The organism is Firmicutes bacterium HGW-Firmicutes-1 (assembly GCA_002841625.1).
Taxonomy (GTDB): domain Bacteria; phylum Bacillota; class Clostridia; order Lachnospirales; family Vallitaleaceae; genus HGW-1.
The window spans coordinates 139873-157274 of sequence record PHAG01000010.1 but is presented as its reverse complement, the minus strand read 5'-3'; the positions used below and the strand labels follow the sequence as shown (position 1 = coordinate 157274).

Genomic DNA, 17402 nt, shown 5'->3' with positions numbered 1-17402 from the left:
AGCTAGTCACTAAAACCATGTAAAGCTTTTCATAGACAAATCATAGTACTATTTGAATAGATTGTCAAGACAAAATTGAAATTATTTATGACATTGTTACTATAGCAAATTGCTTAACCTTAATTATATTGACTTTAAGATGCGTTTTATGTATGATTATAGGTAATTGATTATGAAAATTTACATAGAAAGAAGTGAGAATATTGAACATCAAAGAAGTAGCACGAAGAGCCGGCGTTTCCATTGCTACAGTATCTAGAGTAATAAATAATACAACCCCGGTAAGCGAAGCCGTTAAGAAGAGGGTTGAAGATATTATTAATGAAACAGGATACCGCCCTAACTCTTTGGCTAAAGAATTACAAAACCATAAAACGAATACCATTGGGGTTATTATATCCGTGGCAGTATTGGATATCAACTCCCTGGGTAGTACGATTAATGCCATTACAGACATACTAAAGTGTAAAGGATACAGCATTATGTTGGCCAACAGTAGATTTGATTCTAAAGAAGAATTAGATTATTTTAAGGTCTTTCAAGAAAAGCGAGTAGATGGTATTTTATATTTTGCTGTAAACTTTACAGAGGAACATTATTATCTTTTAAAGAAATACCCCATTCCCATTGTAATGATAGGTCAAGAAAATGAGTTCTTAGATTTTCCTTGTGTTCTACATGATAATTATCATGCAGCCAAGCATATTACGGAATATTTGATTCAAATGGGGCATAAAGAAATTGGTTATATTGGATTGCCGGAATATGATGCGGCTGCCGGAAAAGAAAGACGCAAAGGTTTTGAAACAGCTATGCGATTAAATAATCTTCAGATCAATCCTGCTTATGTTTCTGAAGGGGATTTTTCAATAGAGAGTGGATATACTGGCATGAAAACCATAATTGAACAGTCTGTAGTTAAACCAAGCGCGGTATTTGCCTCTACTGACTTTATGGCGTTAGGAGCAATGCATTATCTATCAGAAATTGGGTATAGGATACCAGATGATATCTCCATTGTAGGTTTTGATGATGTGGATGTCGCAGCATATCTTAATCCGCCTTTAACGACCATTCATTCTGATAACAACGCAGCAGGACGGCAAGCTGCTACACTTTTGCTTCAGATACTTGAGAAAGAAGATTCTGGTATTAAGAAGTTTATCGCAAACTATGAGCTTAAAATACGAAAGAGTGTTAAAGACTTAAGCTCTAAAGAATGATGTTTTAATCTACGTAATCGAGCTATAAAACAATACTCATCTACAGTATATTCCTTTATCAAATGAATAAGATAAGGCTGAATAAATGACTACTATTTTAGGAGAATTTTCATGAAAGAAGCTGTTTTATATTTTCTAAGTTTTAAATCTTATGTTGTACTGCCAGTTATCATTTTTATTTTATCAATGGTTTTTAGGATCAAGCTTTCCGTAGCGATAAAATCTGCTCTTACTATAGGTATTGGATTTGTTGGAATTTTTATGACCTTTGATTACTTTGTTATGGTGATTAGTCCTGTAGTTCAAGCTCTCATAGAACGTACTGGACTTCATTACAATGTACTTGATGCAGGCTGGCCGCCTCTTGCAGCAATAGCTTGGGCCTTCCCATTAGCACCTGCACTACTTGTCATTTTTATGGTGACGAATGTCTTACTGTTGGTACTAAAGCTTACCAAAACAGTAAATATTGATATTTGGAATTATTGGCACGTTATCTTAGCAGGCGCTATGGTTTTTCAGGTAACTCATAACCCTGTAATCACAATTTTCATGTCTATAATCATCTTTATCATACTCCTGAAGCTATCAGAATGGAGTGCTCCAATGGTAAACGATATGATGGATATGGAAGGTATTTGTATTCCTCATTTGGCTGGAGCAGCATACTTTCCATTTGCACTCATTGGAAATAAGCTTATGAATCAGATTCCACGGTTTAATAACATAAATGCTAACCCTGACGTCCTTAAGAAAAAACTTGGCTTCTTTGGTGAACCGATGCTACTTGGTTTGATTTTGGGAGCAGGCTTATCTATTGGTGCTGGTTATAATTTAAGAAGTATAACAGAAATTGCAATTAATTTTGCTGCAGTAATTTACATATTGCCTATTATGTGCGGAATATTGGGCGGCGCTTTAATACCTGTTTCTGAGGGAATGAAAATCTTTATTCGAAAAACCTTTCCCTCTATGGGAGAAACCTATATGGGACTTGATGTGGCTGTGCTTTTCGGTTCACCCTCCATAGTAGTTACCGCTCTATTACTCATTCCAGTTGCATTACTTCTCGCCTTTTTACTTCCTGGTATTAACTTTATTCCTCTTGGAGATTTAACCGCCTTGATGGTACCTCTTGCCTTTATTTGCCTGGCTACAAACGGGAATATTATCCGTTCTTTTATACTTGGTATTCCAGTAATCATTGCTAGCCTTTATGTTGCATCAGGTTTTGCTTCCTTTTATACAAAAATGGCTGCTGATTCAGGTTATCAAATGGCTGAATATACAGGCACTTTTACTAGCTTCTTAGATGGTGGTAATTTCTTTAGAGCATGGATGGTAGGCATCGCTTCTATGAACCCCGTTAGCTTAATGCTGATTCCTTTTGGCGTTATCCTGATGTTTGTTACTTGGAAAATGACTAGGAAAGCCTAAGACAAGAAGAATGACTGTTAAGCTTATTCAAAACTTATAATTAACAAAAAAAATCAGCGGGCCTCAAGGGCCCGCTGAACGTATATTGGGAGGGTTTCAAGAAATGTTAAAGGTATAAATGAATTATTCTTTAGTAACTAATGTATCTACATTATCTTTCGTAACAAGGCTGTTATCAAGAACAATTGTAGCTTCTACTGTTTTACCTTCAAGATAATCAAATGCAGTATTTAAGATTGCTTTTCCTAAGAAGAATGGTGGTTCAGCGATTGTTGCTTCAACCTTACCAGATTTGATTACTTCAAGTGTATCATCGATAGCATCACAGCCTATCATCGTAATTTCGTCTAATCTACCTGCTGCTTCGATCGCTTCTAATGCACCTAATAGCATTTCATCATTTGCTGCATAAAGACCATCAATTTCTTTATTTGCTTGCAAAATATTTTCCATTACACTCATCGCTTTTGCTCTATCAAAATCTGCTACTTGAGTTGCTACTATTTCCATCCCTGCGTTAGCTGAAATAATTTCATTAAAACCAGCAGATCTATTTTGAGCAACATTCGTACCCATGATACCTTGTAATTCTACAATCTTACCTTTTCCTTTTAAGGAATCAACAAGATATTGTCCAGCAATTTTACCAGATTTAATTGCATCGTAACCAATATGAGCAATAACAACTCCTCCATTTGCTTGGCGATCCATTGTAAATACTGGGATTCCCGCGTCATTACAAGCTTCTACTGCTGCAACAATAGCATCTGAATCACAAGTATCAATGATAATAGCATCAGGGTTCTTAGTGATTAAATTTTCAATATCCTTCATTTGTATTGCCGGATCATCTTGAGCATCTGTAATAAAAAGTTCGATTCCATGCTCATCTGCAGCCTTTTGTACTCCATCTTTTACATCTACAAAGAATGGATTTGTTTGTGTATTCATTGATAGACCAATTACATATCCATCTTTTGTATCTCCTGCTGTATCTGTTGATGTTTCTGTTCCTTCTGGAGCTGCTGTCTCAGTTTTAGTACCACAGCCAGTAAAAAATACTGATGCCACAAAAGTCATTGTTAATAAAGTTGCGATTAATTTCATTTTTTTCATAATAGATACCTTCCTTTTTAATTTTCTCATATTGAGATTTATTGTTCTGCTTTTGCAGATAAATCTTTTACTTTTTTGTCAACCAATACTGCAATGAGGATTACTGCACCTTTTACGATATTAGTTGCATGTGGATTCACATTCATCAACGTTAAAATATTGTCGATAATTCCCATAATCATAGCACCTACAACTGTTGGAAGAACGAAGCCTGTACCACCACTTAGGCTTGTCCCGCCTAAAATTACAGCTGCAATGGCATCCATTTCAATGCCTCCACCGCTCGTTGATTGTGCAGAACCAAGTCTTGCAGTTAATACAATCGCTGCTACTCCACATAATAACCCATTAATAACATATACCATCCATTCTGTTTTCTTAATTGCAATACCAGATAGACGAGCCGCTTCTTTATTCCCGCCAAAAGCATATACACTTCGTCCAAAGGCAGTTTGTGTTAATATGTAATGTGCTAAAACAAATAATAAAATCAGAATAATGATTGGAACAGGAATTCCTAATAAGCTGCCCTTTCCAATGAACTTATAAGAATCTATTTTAACTGGAATTGGGGATCCTTTTGTATAGACTAATACACAGCCTCTTAACAAGGTCATCATACCTAAGGTTGCAATAAAGGGTGGAATTTCAAAGTGTGCTACAAAAAGCCCATTAATTCCTCCGCAAAGCAAACCAATTCCAAGTGCTGTTAAAACTGCTAAGATTGGGTTACCTGTTGTAGCTAATACCCCTGCTGAGAGTACACCCGCTAGTCCTACTATAGAACCAACCGACAAGTCAATACCCCCAGTAAGAATAACAAAGGTCATACCACAGCCAACTATGCCTGCAACTGCAATTTGTTTAAAAACATTAAATAAGTTTGATGAGCTTAAAAAATCTGGCGATAAAAATGCCGCAAATACACAAATCGTTAATAGGATTAAAACTGATCTAAATACGTTCACCTGAAATATCAATTTTTTCTTTATATTGTTATTCATTTAAGCTAACACCTCCAGAAGCATGGGCTAATATAATCTCTTGATTTGCCTCAGATTTCAAAACCTTCATTATTATTTCCCCTTCTCTCATAATAAGAACTCTATCACTCATGCCAATGAGTTCTGGTAAGTCGGACGATATTAGTATTATACTTTTTCCTTTTTTCGTTAATTGATCCATAATAGCGTATATTTCCGCTTTAGCACCAACATCAACCCCTCTAGTTGGCTCATCTAAGATACATATGGTAGGATTTGCTTCCAGCATTTTGGCAAATACCACCTTTTGCTGATTACCCCCACTTAGATTTCCTGCATTTTGTTGCACATTACTAACTTTAATGTTTAACTGCTTCACATGTTCATTAACACATTGCAACTCTAGCTTTTTATCTAATTGAATTCCTTTTGTTAGCTTCTTTAATGAACTCATTGAAATATTTTCTTTGATGCTCCTGATAAGAACCAAGCCTTCTTGCTTTCTATCATCAGATATAAATCCAATTCCTGCCGCTAACGCTTTAATAGGTGTAGAACAATCCTTTTTTTCTCCACCAATTAAAATGCTTCCGCTAATTAATGGTAGGGCTCCATATATTACCTTTGATAACTCAATCGTTCCTGAACCTAATAATCCTGCAATTCCTAAGATTTCACCCTTATAAAGCTTCAAATTTACATTATGGATACCCTTGCTGTTTATGTTTTGCAATTCGAAAATAACTTCCTGGGGTTCATAATTACGTTCTGGATAAAGATTCGTAACACTTCGTCCCACCATCATTGATACGACATCATCATAATCCGTATCCTCTATATTCTTAGTGGCAATATATTTACCATCTCTGAAAACAGTAAGTCTATCTGAAATCTTGAAGATTTCATCCATACGGTGAGAAATATATAAGATCGCAATATTTTTCTTTTTCAAATCATCAATTATCTCAAATAATACTTTTATTTCTTCATCCGTTAAAGCAGCTGTTGGTTCATCCATTATGATAACTTTAGCTCCAATAGTTAGGCATTTTGCAATCTCTGTCATTTGTGATTCAGCAACAGATAGACTTCTAACTTTTGTTTTGCAACTAAACTTGAGCCCTAACTTATCTAATACTTCTTGGGAATTCTGATATAATTTCTTCCAATCCACCTTACCTGTTCTGTTAGTTGGTAATCTTCCTAAATACATATTCTCAGCAACTGATAAATCTCTTACCATATTGAATTCTTGATAAATCATTGAAATTCCCCTGAGCTCCGCATCTTTTGTTGAGTGGAATACAACCTCTTCGCCTTCCATAAACATTTTACCTGATGAGTAAGGTTGGGAACCTGAAATAATCTTCATTAAAGTTGACTTTCCAGCACCATTTTCTCCACACAAAGCATGAACTTCACCTGGTCTTACATCTAAATGAACACCATCTAATGCTTTTACCCCAGGGAACACTTTTACAATGGAATCTAATTTAAGTATAAGTTCTTTATCCTGCATTTTCTTCACCCCTAATTAGAATTAATATGCACATCCTGCAACTAAAATTACATTCGTATATGGTGTGAATTCACCAGTCAAAATAATCACTTTTGAATTTTTACTTTGTTCTTTTAGTTCAATATGAGTTATATAATCAACGGGTAAACCTTCTGGCAATAAGTCTAAAGCTTTCTTATGGAAGGTTGGGCTTACCGTTTTTGCCTCAGTAGCAAAGGTAGCCTTTTCTACAACCATATACTTCAATATTTCTTCTAAAACATCTAAATACGCTGGATTGCCTTCTTTCCATCCTAAATCTACTCTTTCAACTCCATTTGGGATTGGTAACCCCGCATCTGCAATAACTAATGTATCCATATGTCTAATCTCTGCCATAATTCTTGCCAATTGTGGATGGAGAATTCCTGTCTTAAGCATATCTCATTCCTCCTGATCTCTTATGTATTCTAGTGTGTAGCAATAAACTCATCAATTTCCTCTCTTGTTGGCATCGCTGGCGTTGTGCCTAGTCTTTGAACCGCTATTGCAGCAAGTGCATTTGCAAAACTCGCTGCTTGCCATAAATCTTTTCCTTCAGCCAATGCAGCAACCAATCCACCGTTGAAAGCATCTCCCGCGCCAGTCGTATCAATTGCATCTACTTTATAAGCCGGAATAATTGCTTGTTTTTCATCCGTAGCAATAAAAACGCCTCTTCCTCCTAATGTAATCAACACATTTTTTACGCCTTTAGAAAAAAACCACTCTGCCGCTTTCTTAGCGTTTTCTTCGTTATCGATACATATTCCTGTTAAAATTTCCGCCTCTACTTCATTTGGTGTAATCAAATCAACTTTGCCTAAAATATCATCGCTTATTGGTTGTATCGGTGCTGTATTTAATATTACCTTTACCCCGTTTTGATAGGCTATATCTATTATCTTATCTATTGCAGAAGTGTTCGTTTCTAATTGTGTCAATAAGTATTCTGATGCTTTTACTATATCCGAAATAGATTCTACCTCTTCGTCACTTATGGTATTACAAGCACCTAAAACTACTACGATTTCATTTTGACTGGTGTTTTCATCTACTAAAATTAAGGCTGATCCTGTTTCTGTTTTTTCAGTTATAAATACCTTACTTGTATCCATATTTAATTCTTTCATTGCATCTAATGCAACATTTGCAAAAGTATCTTTTCCTAACTTAGTAATCATTGTTACGTGCGCCCCAGCCTTATGCGCTGCAACTCCTTGATTAAAACCCTTACCCCCAGGACCCATTTTAAACATACTACCCTTTACCGTTTCACCCGGTACTGGTAAATGTGGTGTTCTTGCCATTAAGTCAACTACAAAGCTTCCAAAAACAGTTATTTTTTTAACCATATTTTCCTCCATATTCAATCTACTATATATTTTATCTTAATCTTACTTGCCAGTAACAAGACCTATGCCGTTACTTGTTCCAATTCTATCTGCTCCGGCTGCTATTACAGCCTTCATATCTTCTACAGTTCTAACACCACCACTTGCTTTCACCAAGGCTTTACCCTCTACCGTCTTTTTCATTAAAGCTACGTCTGCTGCTGTTGCGCCTCCAGCACTAAATCCAGTTGATGTTTTTACAAAATCTGCTCCTGCTTTAACACATAATTCGCATACTTTTACTTTTTCTTCATCTGTTAATAGACAAGTTTCGATGATTACTTTAACGATTGCCTTTTTATCGGCTGCAACTACTACAGCTTTGATGTCTTCATATACAAGCTCATAGTCTCCATCTTTTACTGCACCGATATTGATTACAGTATCAATTTCTTCTGCACCTAGCCTTATGGCTTCTGCCGTTTCAAATGCTTTGGCTGTAGATAACATTGCACCTAAGGGAAAGCCTACTACACAACAGGTTTTTGAAATACTACCTGATAAAAGTTTCGATACTAACTTTACGTGGCAAGAATTAACACATACAGAAGCAAACCCATATTCTTTAGCTTCTTCACACAAACGAGTAACTGTTTCTACTGTTGCATCTGCCTTTAATACTGTGTGGTCTATCATACTAGCAATATTCATAATTTTCTCCTCCAAGCTTTCATATATTAGAATCTTAATTGGAATGAATCCATAGAAAGAATCATTAACTAGGTGCTTTTTCTTCGATTTACATGGTATCGGTTATCGGTGTAACCGGTTACACATTGATGCAAAAAAATTCTTATTATAATCTATCTTTATCAATCCTCTCAGAACCCCTCAAAATAACAGTATGAGGTAATATTATTCTTTTAGATGCTTCAGATTCCTTGGGATTTTTCAACCTATGTACCAAGATATTCATTGCTTCTTGTCCTTGTAGTTTCGCATCACGATCGATAACAGATAACTTAAAGTCTATGATCTTTAATGTATCAATATCATCAAAACCCATAATAGATAAATCCTTGCCTATTTGAATTTTGTTTTCTGTTAAATACTTTAAGCAGCCTAGGGTTGTTAAGTTATTAGATGTAAATATTGCTGTAGGCGGATTAGATAAAGCTAGTAACTCTTGTGTTCTACTATACGCCTTTGCCACCTTAAAATCACCCGGTGCAATATATTCTAGTGGTATATCTAATTCATATGCCTTCATAGCATTTTTATATCCTAGCAAACGTTCTTTACCTGGCTTTGAAGTGCTTGGTCCCGTGATAATGGCAATTCTTTTATGTCCTGCTTGAATTAAGGATTCGACACCTTCATATGAACTTTGTACATTGTCAATAAAAACACCATCAAAGTTTGTATCATTGATATTACGGTCTACCAATACTACTGGAATACCCGTACTATTTAATCTTATTAGATAATCTCTAGTCTCCATATCAAACTCAGAAATAGGAGTAATAATAACACCTTTTAATCTTTGGCTTTGTACAGTTTTTAAAAATGCATGTTCTGTAATTGGAGTTTCATTGGTTGCAAAAAACAAAATGTTATAATTGTTTTTTTCTGCGACATCACTAATACCTCTAATTACACTTGAGAAAAATGGGTTCTCGATATCAGGTATGATAACGCCTATACTTGATGTGTCTTGAATACTCAGACTTCTTGCAATTGCACTTGGTATATAATTATTATCTTTGATTACTTGTAGAACCTTTTGCTTTGTTTCTTCCTTCACGTAACCCGAATTGTTTATTACTCGAGATACTGTTGCGGACGAAACCCCCGTTGCATTTGCAATATCTTTTATATTCATTCATGTACCCCTTATTGTCTAAGTTCATCTGCAAACAAGTATGTAACCGCTTACACATATTATATTATCATGGTTTTTTTGTTTTGTAAATCCTTTTTGTACAAAATAGTTAATATATCCAAAAACGGCATACTAATATGTACAAAGTGCACAGGAAGTATTTAAGCCTTAATATAAAGATATACTGACAGAAAATGCAATATACTTCCAGCTAAAACAAATAAATGCCATACAAAATGATGATATTTAAACCAGTTGAATACATAAAACAATACCCCAATGCTATAAGCTAATCCGCCTAATACTAAGAACAAAATACCCATAAATGAAATAGTTGTGAAAATATTACTCACAAAAAATATAATCATCCAACCCATTAACAAATAGATCATAACATGTATTTTTACAAACCGATCAATCCATATCGCCTTAAAAACAACTCCTACAATAGCAAGCGCCCACTGAATACAACATATAATAATACCCTTTACTCCACCTATTGCTAATAAGCATAAAGGAGTATAGCTTCCTGCAATTAGAATATAAATGGATAGATGATCAAACCGTTCGAATACATCCTTTGCTTTACCTTGTTTAAACGCATGATATAACATTGAATTTGTATAAAGAATAATGAGGGAACTGGCATAAAGCACCATGCTAATGCTATATATCAAACTACCACTGTGTGTACCTTTAATTGCTAACAATACCAATGCAGCTATTCCAAGAAGCACCCCTACTCCATGAGTAATAGCATGAGCTATTTCCTCTCCAACTGTAAAGTGCTTTCTTACCTTTATTTGATGTACCTTTAACTTCGTCAAAATAAACACCTCTTTATATAAATTACTTTATTGGTTATTCGATTGCTTCATCGCCTTGTTTACTTTATTTCCTATTTTATTACCAAGGTTACTGCCTATTAGACCAAATATAAAAGCAATAAATGCCGCTAATATGATCCAACAAAGTGAAATACGCTCAAATATAGGTCCACCAATAAAGACTCTTGAAACAATCAACGCTATACAAACTGAAAAACTTGAATATGTAGCCGCACCCACTTGAACTTGATAACGAAAATTAGCAAGCAACATGGTTACTATTTGTGTACATAGGCCAGTTAAAAAAATGGCAAGTCCCATATAAATATTGATAACTGACATGATTAAAGCAAATACCGTGCTCATTTTTAAAACTACATACTTTATTTTTATAGCCTTCATCACAACTGCTATTATTAGAGATAAATAAGGAGCCATTAAAAGATATTTTATGCCTGGCAGCGGAAAATAACCACCAACACTAAATATTGCATATCCACCTGCAATTAAAATCGCAACGCTCATGGCTAGTTTCGTAAATACCTGTGTTGTCGTTTGCTCCTTCGACATATTAACCTCCTATGTCTTAAAGAATGTGTTTAAGCCTTATTATATGGATAAATATACTTCCTGTCAATTTTCAGATACATATTCCATTGTTAACGGGTATTTTGAGCATATAATGGTTGTAAAGAAATTCTTAATATTATATAATTATTGTATTCATAATTAGGAGGATTCAATCTATGATTAAAGGATTATTAGCCAAGATTATTACTCCCGTAACTATTATTGAATTAGACGCAAGGTATTCTAATAAACTTGCACTTACAAATGCTGTAGCCTTAAAGTTGACTAAGGAAGGCAGCCAATGTGAAATTATAGATAAAGATACAATTGTTATTGATGGATGCAGATTTAGTGTAAAAGAAAAAAATTATTATCGTCCGGTACCTGTTCAACAGGTTATATTAAGAAAGATTACACTCTGAATTTACAAAACAAAGCGCTTGTCAGCGCGTTACATAATAATTTATGCTATCTAACGCTTTGTTCTATGCTTCGTGGAAAGTAGAACTTTCCTACTGGATAAAAAGGCTAAGGGTTCGCGAAAGCTTCGCAAACCCTTTTTTTATATTGTATACCACCCCAGTTCGAGCCGAGGTCATTCGGATTAAAAATTCATTTATCTATTTTTTAGTAATATTAATCGTTTTTGTTACACCATCCCATCCAACAGTATATCCTAACTTTTCAAATTCTCTAGTTTTAATATATGATGTTGAGTTTTTAACTATCACATTGTCTACCTTGATTTTTACATCGCCTCTGACAATATAAGCCACTTTATTGATATTGTCCCACTCTATTTTTTCTCCAAACATTTCTACTACTTTTCTCAATGGTAAATAGGAGTAGTCATCTATCATTATGACTTCAATTTCTTCTGAAAATCCCATCATTGCATTTTCTAGATTAATCATGTCGTATGTCTCAGATGTAATATCCACAGATAACACTTTAGGTATGAGCTTTAAGTATTCAGTGAATGTTGTAACATTTGTTGTAGGCACTTGCACTGTAAAAGGTGCTATTTCCTTAACCGTTTCATTGATTATTAAAGTAGCATCAAATTCCGTTAGTTGCGTTAATGGATCACTTATTTTAATTCTCGCTTTAAAATCTGATGTATACGTTCCATCACTTTCTTTGCCCTTAGTCATTTGCACTACGGACCCATCAATATATTGTTTAATCATTCCATCATACATGAGTAAACCTTGTTGAATGGCTGATTTATACTTTATTTTATTGTCCTTTACATCTAGTATCAAGTCATCAATACTTTTCGCTACCATTTCTTTATTAATATTGTCAATAGCATAAGCACCTACTAACATGCTGTATTGTTCAACTGTTAGGTTGTTAAGGAATTCTTTAATCGTATTTCCTATGTCCTCAGTATGCTCTAAACTATAATCAGCAAATCCGAATACTGTTTTCCCTAAATTAGTTGCATCAAGAGTTACACTATACTTATTGCCTTCTTGTTTAACAATATCAAGTGAATATTCCTTATATGCCTTTTGAAGAAGTTGCTCAACTATTTGATTGTTAAGCTTTTGTTTTTCAAGTGCATATGCAGGATCTAAGCTTTCTTTTATCAATTGCTCATACATTGAACCCATCTCTGCAGCTACTGTTTCATCCGTACCCATTGATGATGTTATCATTTGATTGAAGAATTGAATTATTTCATCTTCTGATACGCTAAGGTATTGCAAATCACCAAATAACTTATCAATTTCAGCATTTACTTCCTTGTTCTCGGTGTCTGTTCCATTCGTAATGTTTTGCTTAATAAAATTGATATAATCATCTACCTTTACATATGTTATATCTTGATTTCTAAGTACTGTCATAAGAGGAATCTTAGCACTTGTTTTTTCATTTACAAAATTAAAGTTCGCTTCTATTTTCTTATTCGCAACATCTGATTTTATGATATATGTAAGACTGTTTGCTTTAACAAATTCTAAGGTTTTTGTTAATATAGCTTCTTCCTCTCCTGCATATTCCGTTACTGCCTCTGGCAAAACATCTAATTGGAGATCAATTTTACCTTCACTTTGTACAGGTTTTGTATACATTAATGTCGTTAAATCGTTGGATAATTTATAGAGTGCAAGTTCCTCTGTACTACATCCTACAAACATTCCGGTTGTTAAAATAATAACAAATAAACACGCTAAAACTTTTTTCATTTTCATATTGTATTTCTCCCTCTGCATTATAATTTTTTACTATAATAGTATACCAAACTATTGCTATATATTCAACAATTTATGTTGTGTTTTTCTATAATATTCATTACTTTTTAATTGCGTTGTTTTCTTGTACAGGCGATGGGGGAAATGCGAAACGATAAATGTGTGGTATCCGTTGTTAATGTGCTCTTTTTCATAAAAAGAACACCTCCAAAATTAGATTCGCATCTAAAATTTGAGGCGCTCTTCATGTCACTTTTTCTTGTTAAAACCCACTAAATTCAGCGTTGTTTTACATTCTGAACTTTTTAATATCATCCTTTAAACGAGAGATATCATTTATAAAATCTTCGATATCATGTTCATGCTCTAATTCATCGGATAAGATCGTTGTGGCAATTTTATATGTAGTATGATCCTTGCCATAAGTAAACTCTGCAATTTGTTGATATCTTTCAATGGCACATCTTTCCCCTCTTAAGTTTTGCTCTAATATAGCTTCCACATAAGGATCTGTTGGCACCTCGTATGCACATTTTGCAAATTTAGTCCAATCTTCTGGGGTTAACACAGGTGTTCCTCCTAATTGAAGAATTCGATCAACGACCATAACCGCATGCCCAAGTTCTTCTGTAGCATGTAATAATAGTTCAGGTTCGATTTCACTTCTCATTGGGCCTTCCATTACTCTTGCACCAATCCAATATTGGTAATACGCTAACCATTCTTCAGATAAAGCTTCATTCAGCATTTGTATCAATGCATCAACATCTAAATGTGAAATTTCTCTTGCTATCTTGCCCATTAAATACCTCTTTTCTGTAGGGATTTCCCTCAAAATATGTGGATACTCTGTATTGAATTACTCTATGTTGTTTCAGCTAATTGCAAAACAAAGTTCCATAGTTAATAGTTTCAATCCTTTATAAATGCAATTTATAAAGGATGTATTATTTCTTAGATTATTCGTTCTTTACTCATTTCATTCTTAAGCATTCTTGGATAATGATTATTGCATAATACTTATTATACCTTAACTGTGTGAATTTGCCAATACTCATTTTATTAATTTTGACTGTAAACGCTATTATAATAGTGAGCCACTTTTAGCATAAACGATCATCAATTTTTGAGCCACTCAACCAGATTTTCCTGTATGATATTATCATAAAACATCGTATAGGAGCGTGAAAGGCGTGAAAATTGACGTGGAACTTTATGAACAAATCAGACACCTCTCCATTGTTGAAGGGTTGTCCCAAAGAGCAATTGCTAACAGGTTAAACATCTCTAGAAATACTGTTTCAAAGTACTGTGATGGCACCTATGTGCCTTGGGAACGCAAATCCTATACGGCTAGGCGACCTCCTGTTATTACCGATGAAGTTAGAAATTTTATTTTTAGTTGTTTTGATGAAGATAACTCGCATAATGTAAAGAAACAAAAACACACAGCTACGAGAATTCATCAACGCTTGCAAGAAGAACTAAGTTTCAATGGTAGCGAATCAAACATTCGAAAAGTTGTTAGAGCACTTCGAGACCAACATAATGATGCTTTCATTCCTCTTGAGTTTGATCCAGGTGAGGCGGCACAAATTGACTTTGGTACTGCCTATGCATACATAAAAGGCGTACGTAGAACTATCAAAATCTTTTGTATGCGCCTATGCTATAGCGGTCATTTCTTTGTAAAATCTTTTTATGCCGAAAACGAGGAATGCTTTCTTGAAGGACATATAGCAGCATTTGAATTTTTTCACGGTACTCCAAAACGAATAATCTTTGATAATGCAAAAGTAGTAGTTAAAGAAGGCCTTGGTGCCTATGTAAAGCAAGAAGCGAAGCGTTATCTGGAGTTAAAAGCGCACTATGCGTTCTTAACTAACTATTGCAATCCAAGCAGCGGACATGAGAAGGGCTTGGTTGAAAATCTCGTCGGATATGTCAGAAGAAACACCCTTGTTCCAATGCCTAAAGTAGATTCACTAGAACAACTTAACACCGTTCTCATACATAAATGCAAGGATTATGTTAGCCATACTATTAAAGGTAGAACAGGTACTGTTGGCGAAAACTATGACTTAGAAAAATCTTCACTATTGCCATTACCCAGATATTCGTATCATGCTGAACTGGCTTTTTACACTCAAGTTAATACCTATTCATTGGTTACATTTAAAACCAACAAATATTCAGTTCCAACAGAATATGCCGGTAAAGAAGTTCTTGTAAAAGCATCTGCAACAAACATTTCTGTTTATTATAAAAGCACTATTATTGCAACACATGAACGCTCTTATCTCCAACACGAAAAGAAATATGACATTGATCACTACTTAACTTTACTTGAAGCTAGACCGAGGGCATTATTCAATACAGCACCCGTCAGACAGTTTGTGCCCAAAGAAATATTACAATCCTTTGTTAGGCAACCAAATGGTCAGCAGCTTCTGTTGGCACATTTAAAAAGCTCAAATGCAACAAAAGAAACCTCTGAAATTACAGTTATTCCTACCAAACTTCATAAGTATGATCAGCTGATTAAGGAGGTGAGCATTTAATGGTTTCTATTTCCAGTCAACGGATCAAACTCCTAGCGAAATATATGAAATTATCAACGTTCAGCTCTTATGACCAGCTCCTTAGAGAAGCTACAGAAAATCAAAAGTCATACGAAGATTTCTTGCTTTCACTTCTCGAAAAAGAAGCTACTAACAGGAAACTGAATAAGCTAATACGACTCAAACATTTAGCGAAGTTTCCGTTTGAAAAATCATTAGAAGAGTTTGAAATTTCTAGACTCCGTCATATTGAACCAAATTTTATATTAGAGCTGGCCAGTTGTGATTTCGTCTCCAAGAAAGAAAATATCATTCTTATTGGAAATCCTGGCACAGGTAAAACTCATTTATCGATTGCTCTTGGTCTAAAAGCTTGTCTTGCTGGGTATAAAGTATGTTTCATCACTGCAGCCATGCTAGCAACTCAACTGACAGAAGCTGAATCCAATCAGCGATTAGGAAAGTTAATGCGCCAAATCTCAAATGTTGATTTACTTATCTTGGATGAACTATCTTATCTATCATTCAATAAGTATCAATCAGAGTTGCTTTTTCAGGTAATATCTGAAAGATCAGAGCGTGGTAGCCTTATAATCTCCACAAACTTAGAGTTCTCTAAATGGGAAGAATTCTTCCCCGATACTTTGCTAACCAACGCATTAATTGATCGTGTAACTTATAAATCACATATTCTGAACATGAATGGTGATTCCTATCGATTAAGTAAGTCGTTGAACTAGTGGCTCAGAAATTCGTGAGCAAAGTGGCTCACTTTTTCATAATCACTGTGGCTCAAAATTCCATGATCAACTGGCTCAAATTTTGGTTGACGTTTACATTTTGACTTCAATCTCGGTTTCTATTGTTCCAAAAAGTAATATATAAGTTGTAAATCTTTAGATGAATGAAGACCGAATAAGAAAAAATAAATTTATATAAAAATACGCATATGATATAATAATTAAAAATGTTTATGACTTGGAGGTCATAGATATAAACGTTATGTGAAATTAATTAATTCATAATAGAATAAAATGCATTACAAAACATGTAGCATTTTGAGGGAGGCGTTTGAATGAGGAAGAAATGTATTTGGATATTAGTATTAATCTTATTGGTTTTAGTCGGATGCAAAAAAGAGAGTGTTGAGAATGCAATTCTAAAACCCGTGAATATAGAAAAACTTAAGGGTAATTTGAAAGAAGTTTTTGAAAGTAAAATTAGTCAAAATGGAGCATATCTTATAAACACAGGTGATAAGAAACAATATTTATTTTTGAATGGAAGTAACACGATTCAAGGTGACGAGGCAGTATATTATGAGAATGTTCGTATAGAAGATGACAAAAATATTGCAAATATTTATTTTGATGCATTGTATACTGAAGATTATAAGGATAAAGGACTTTCCAATATACAGATATATGAGATTCTTACGAAAGACACAACAGATACAATTGGATTGTATAAGAATAATCAACAAATAGCATTTGATACTGTAATAGGCATTGAATGATGGATAACTATTGCGCTTAATCGTTTAATTGTCTGCGTTGCTGTAGTTGACTAACAAGACTGGCTGAGACCGGAACAGTATTTCTACCATTATTAATATTAGATATATTCTTATTATATGACTCAAGCTGGAGCTGCTGCAGAAGCTGGCTGTGCAATTATATGGTGTACAGCAGAAGGTGTTCGACTACTATTATATGCATTTGCAAAAGCATA

The 17402-nt window shown here is 34.4% G+C and carries 17 protein-coding genes; 6 read left to right on the top strand and 11 right to left on the bottom strand.

Annotation, left to right across the window (positions count from 1 at the left end; genetic code table 11):
* The first annotated feature begins 194 nt into the window (after positions 1–194).
* Together CVU84_13570 and CVU84_13565 are read left to right on the top strand one after the other, a co-directional pair.
* Positions 195–1223 carry a LacI family transcriptional regulator gene (locus CVU84_13570; GenBank protein ID PKM93933.1) on the top strand — a complete coding sequence of 343 codons (1029 nt, stop codon included), beginning with the start codon at positions 195–197 and terminating at the stop codon, positions 1221–1223.
* Positions 1224–1334: 111 nt separating this feature from the next.
* A complete protein-coding gene (locus tag CVU84_13565; GenBank protein PKM93932.1) occupies positions 1335–2660 on the top strand; it encodes a PTS galactitol transporter subunit IIC in 1326 nt (441 codons plus the stop codon).
* Positions 2661–2783: 123 nt separating this feature from the next.
* Here the strand turns inward: CVU84_13565 and CVU84_13560 are convergent, their stop codons facing one another.
* The 9 genes from CVU84_13560 to CVU84_13520 form a co-directional block, all read right to left on the bottom strand.
* Entirely contained in the window at positions 2784–3776 is a 993-nt protein-coding gene (locus tag CVU84_13560; protein ID PKM93931.1) for a D-ribose ABC transporter substrate-binding protein, read from the bottom strand.
* A 38-nt stretch (positions 3777–3814) separates the two neighbouring features.
* Positions 3815–4780, bottom strand: coding sequence for a ribose ABC transporter permease (locus tag CVU84_13555; protein ID PKM93930.1), 966 nt, complete (start codon positions 4778–4780; stop codon positions 3815–3817).
* Complete coding sequence (locus CVU84_13550; GenBank protein ID PKM93929.1) at positions 4773–6278, bottom strand: D-xylose ABC transporter ATP-binding protein; 1506 nt, start codon at positions 6276–6278, stop codon at positions 4773–4775. Before CVU84_13550 ends, CVU84_13555 begins: the two co-directional genes overlap by 8 nt.
* Positions 6279–6299: 21 nt before the next feature.
* Positions 6300–6698: a D-ribose pyranase gene (locus tag CVU84_13545; protein ID PKM93928.1), complete on the bottom strand. Its 399-nt coding sequence runs from the start codon at positions 6696–6698 to the stop codon at positions 6300–6302.
* A gap of 29 nt (positions 6699–6727) precedes the next feature.
* Complete coding sequence (gene rbsK, locus CVU84_13540) at positions 6728–7651, bottom strand: ribokinase (GenBank protein ID PKM93927.1); 924 nt, start codon at positions 7649–7651, stop codon at positions 6728–6730.
* A 42-nt stretch (positions 7652–7693) separates the two neighbouring features.
* Positions 7694–8341 carry a deoxyribose-phosphate aldolase gene (gene deoC, locus CVU84_13535; GenBank protein PKM93926.1) on the bottom strand — a complete coding sequence of 216 codons (648 nt, stop codon included), beginning with the start codon at positions 8339–8341 and terminating at the stop codon, positions 7694–7696.
* A gap of 145 nt (positions 8342–8486) precedes the next feature.
* Entirely contained in the window at positions 8487–9512 is a 1026-nt protein-coding gene (locus CVU84_13530) for a LacI family transcriptional regulator (GenBank protein PKM93925.1), read from the bottom strand.
* A gap of 161 nt (positions 9513–9673) precedes the next feature.
* Entirely contained in the window at positions 9674–10348 is a 675-nt protein-coding gene (locus CVU84_13525; protein PKM93924.1) for a hemolysin D, read from the bottom strand.
* 18 nt (positions 10349–10366) lie between these two features.
* Positions 10367–10909 (bottom strand): hypothetical protein, encoded by a 543-nt coding sequence (locus CVU84_13520; protein ID PKM93923.1) that lies wholly within the window; start codon positions 10907–10909, stop codon positions 10367–10369.
* Positions 10910–11085: 176 nt separating this feature from the next.
* Here CVU84_13520 and CVU84_13515 point away from each other — a divergent pair, with 176 nt between their 5' ends.
* Positions 11086–11331: a hypothetical protein gene (locus CVU84_13515; GenBank protein PKM93922.1), complete on the top strand. Its 246-nt coding sequence runs from the start codon at positions 11086–11088 to the stop codon at positions 11329–11331.
* Between the two features lie 198 nt (positions 11332–11529).
* On the opposite strand, the gene CVU84_13510 is transcribed toward CVU84_13515, so the two are convergent.
* On the bottom strand, positions 11530–13110 hold the full coding sequence (locus tag CVU84_13510; GenBank protein ID PKM93921.1) for a hypothetical protein: 1581 nt from the start codon (positions 13108–13110) through the stop codon (positions 11530–11532).
* A gap of 289 nt (positions 13111–13399) precedes the next feature.
* A complete protein-coding gene (locus CVU84_13505) occupies positions 13400–13912 on the bottom strand; it encodes a ferritin (GenBank protein ID PKM93920.1) in 513 nt (170 codons plus the stop codon).
* Between the two features lie 382 nt (positions 13913–14294).
* On the opposite strand from CVU84_13505, the gene CVU84_13500 reads away from it, so the two are divergent.
* The 3 genes from CVU84_13500 to CVU84_13490 all read left to right on the top strand — a co-directional run bounded on the left by CVU84_13500 (position 14295) and on the right by CVU84_13490 (position 17187).
* Positions 14295–15671 (top strand): transposase, encoded by a 1377-nt coding sequence (locus tag CVU84_13500; protein PKM93919.1) that lies wholly within the window; start codon positions 14295–14297, stop codon positions 15669–15671.
* On the top strand, positions 15671–16411 hold the full coding sequence (locus tag CVU84_13495; GenBank protein ID PKM93918.1) for an AAA family ATPase: 741 nt from the start codon (positions 15671–15673) through the stop codon (positions 16409–16411). Before CVU84_13500 ends, CVU84_13495 begins: the two co-directional genes overlap by 1 nt.
* A 335-nt stretch (positions 16412–16746) precedes the next feature.
* Positions 16747–17187 carry a hypothetical protein gene (locus tag CVU84_13490; protein ID PKM93917.1) on the top strand — a complete coding sequence of 147 codons (441 nt, stop codon included), beginning with the start codon at positions 16747–16749 and terminating at the stop codon, positions 17185–17187.
* Positions 17188–17402: the final 215 nt, after the last annotated feature.

Coding starts and splice junctions, on each gene's coding strand:
- CVU84_13565 (PKM93932.1), top strand. CDS start 1,335: ATGAAAGAAGCTGTTTTATATTTTCTAAGTTTTAAATCTTATGTTGTA.
- CVU84_13560 (PKM93931.1), bottom strand. CDS start 3,776: ATGAAAAAAATGAAATTAATCGCAACTTTATTAACAATGACTTTTGTG.
- CVU84_13555 (PKM93930.1), bottom strand. CDS start 4,780: ATGAATAACAATATAAAGAAAAAATTGATATTTCAGGTGAACGTATTT.
- CVU84_13550 (PKM93929.1), bottom strand. CDS start 6,278: ATGCAGGATAAAGAACTTATACTTAAATTAGATTCCATTGTAAAAGTG.
- CVU84_13545 (PKM93928.1), bottom strand. CDS start 6,698: ATGCTTAAGACAGGAATTCTCCATCCACAATTGGCAAGAATTATGGCA.
- rbsK (PKM93927.1), bottom strand. CDS start 7,651: ATGGTTAAAAAAATAACTGTTTTTGGAAGCTTTGTAGTTGACTTAATG.
- deoC (PKM93926.1), bottom strand. CDS start 8,341: ATGAATATTGCTAGTATGATAGACCACACAGTATTAAAGGCAGATGCA.
- CVU84_13530 (PKM93925.1), bottom strand. CDS start 9,512: ATGAATATAAAAGATATTGCAAATGCAACGGGGGTTTCGTCCGCAACA.
- CVU84_13520 (PKM93923.1), bottom strand. CDS start 10,909: ATGTCGAAGGAGCAAACGACAACACAGGTATTTACGAAACTAGCCATG.
- CVU84_13515 (PKM93922.1), top strand. CDS start 11,086: ATGATTAAAGGATTATTAGCCAAGATTATTACTCCCGTAACTATTATT.
- CVU84_13510 (PKM93921.1), bottom strand. CDS start 13,110: ATGAAAATGAAAAAAGTTTTAGCGTGTTTATTTGTTATTATTTTAACA.
- CVU84_13505 (PKM93920.1), bottom strand. CDS start 13,912: ATGGGCAAGATAGCAAGAGAAATTTCACATTTAGATGTTGATGCATTG.
- CVU84_13495 (PKM93918.1), top strand. CDS start 15,671: ATGGTTTCTATTTCCAGTCAACGGATCAAACTCCTAGCGAAATATATG.
- CVU84_13490 (PKM93917.1), top strand. CDS start 16,747: ATGAGGAAGAAATGTATTTGGATATTAGTATTAATCTTATTGGTTTTA.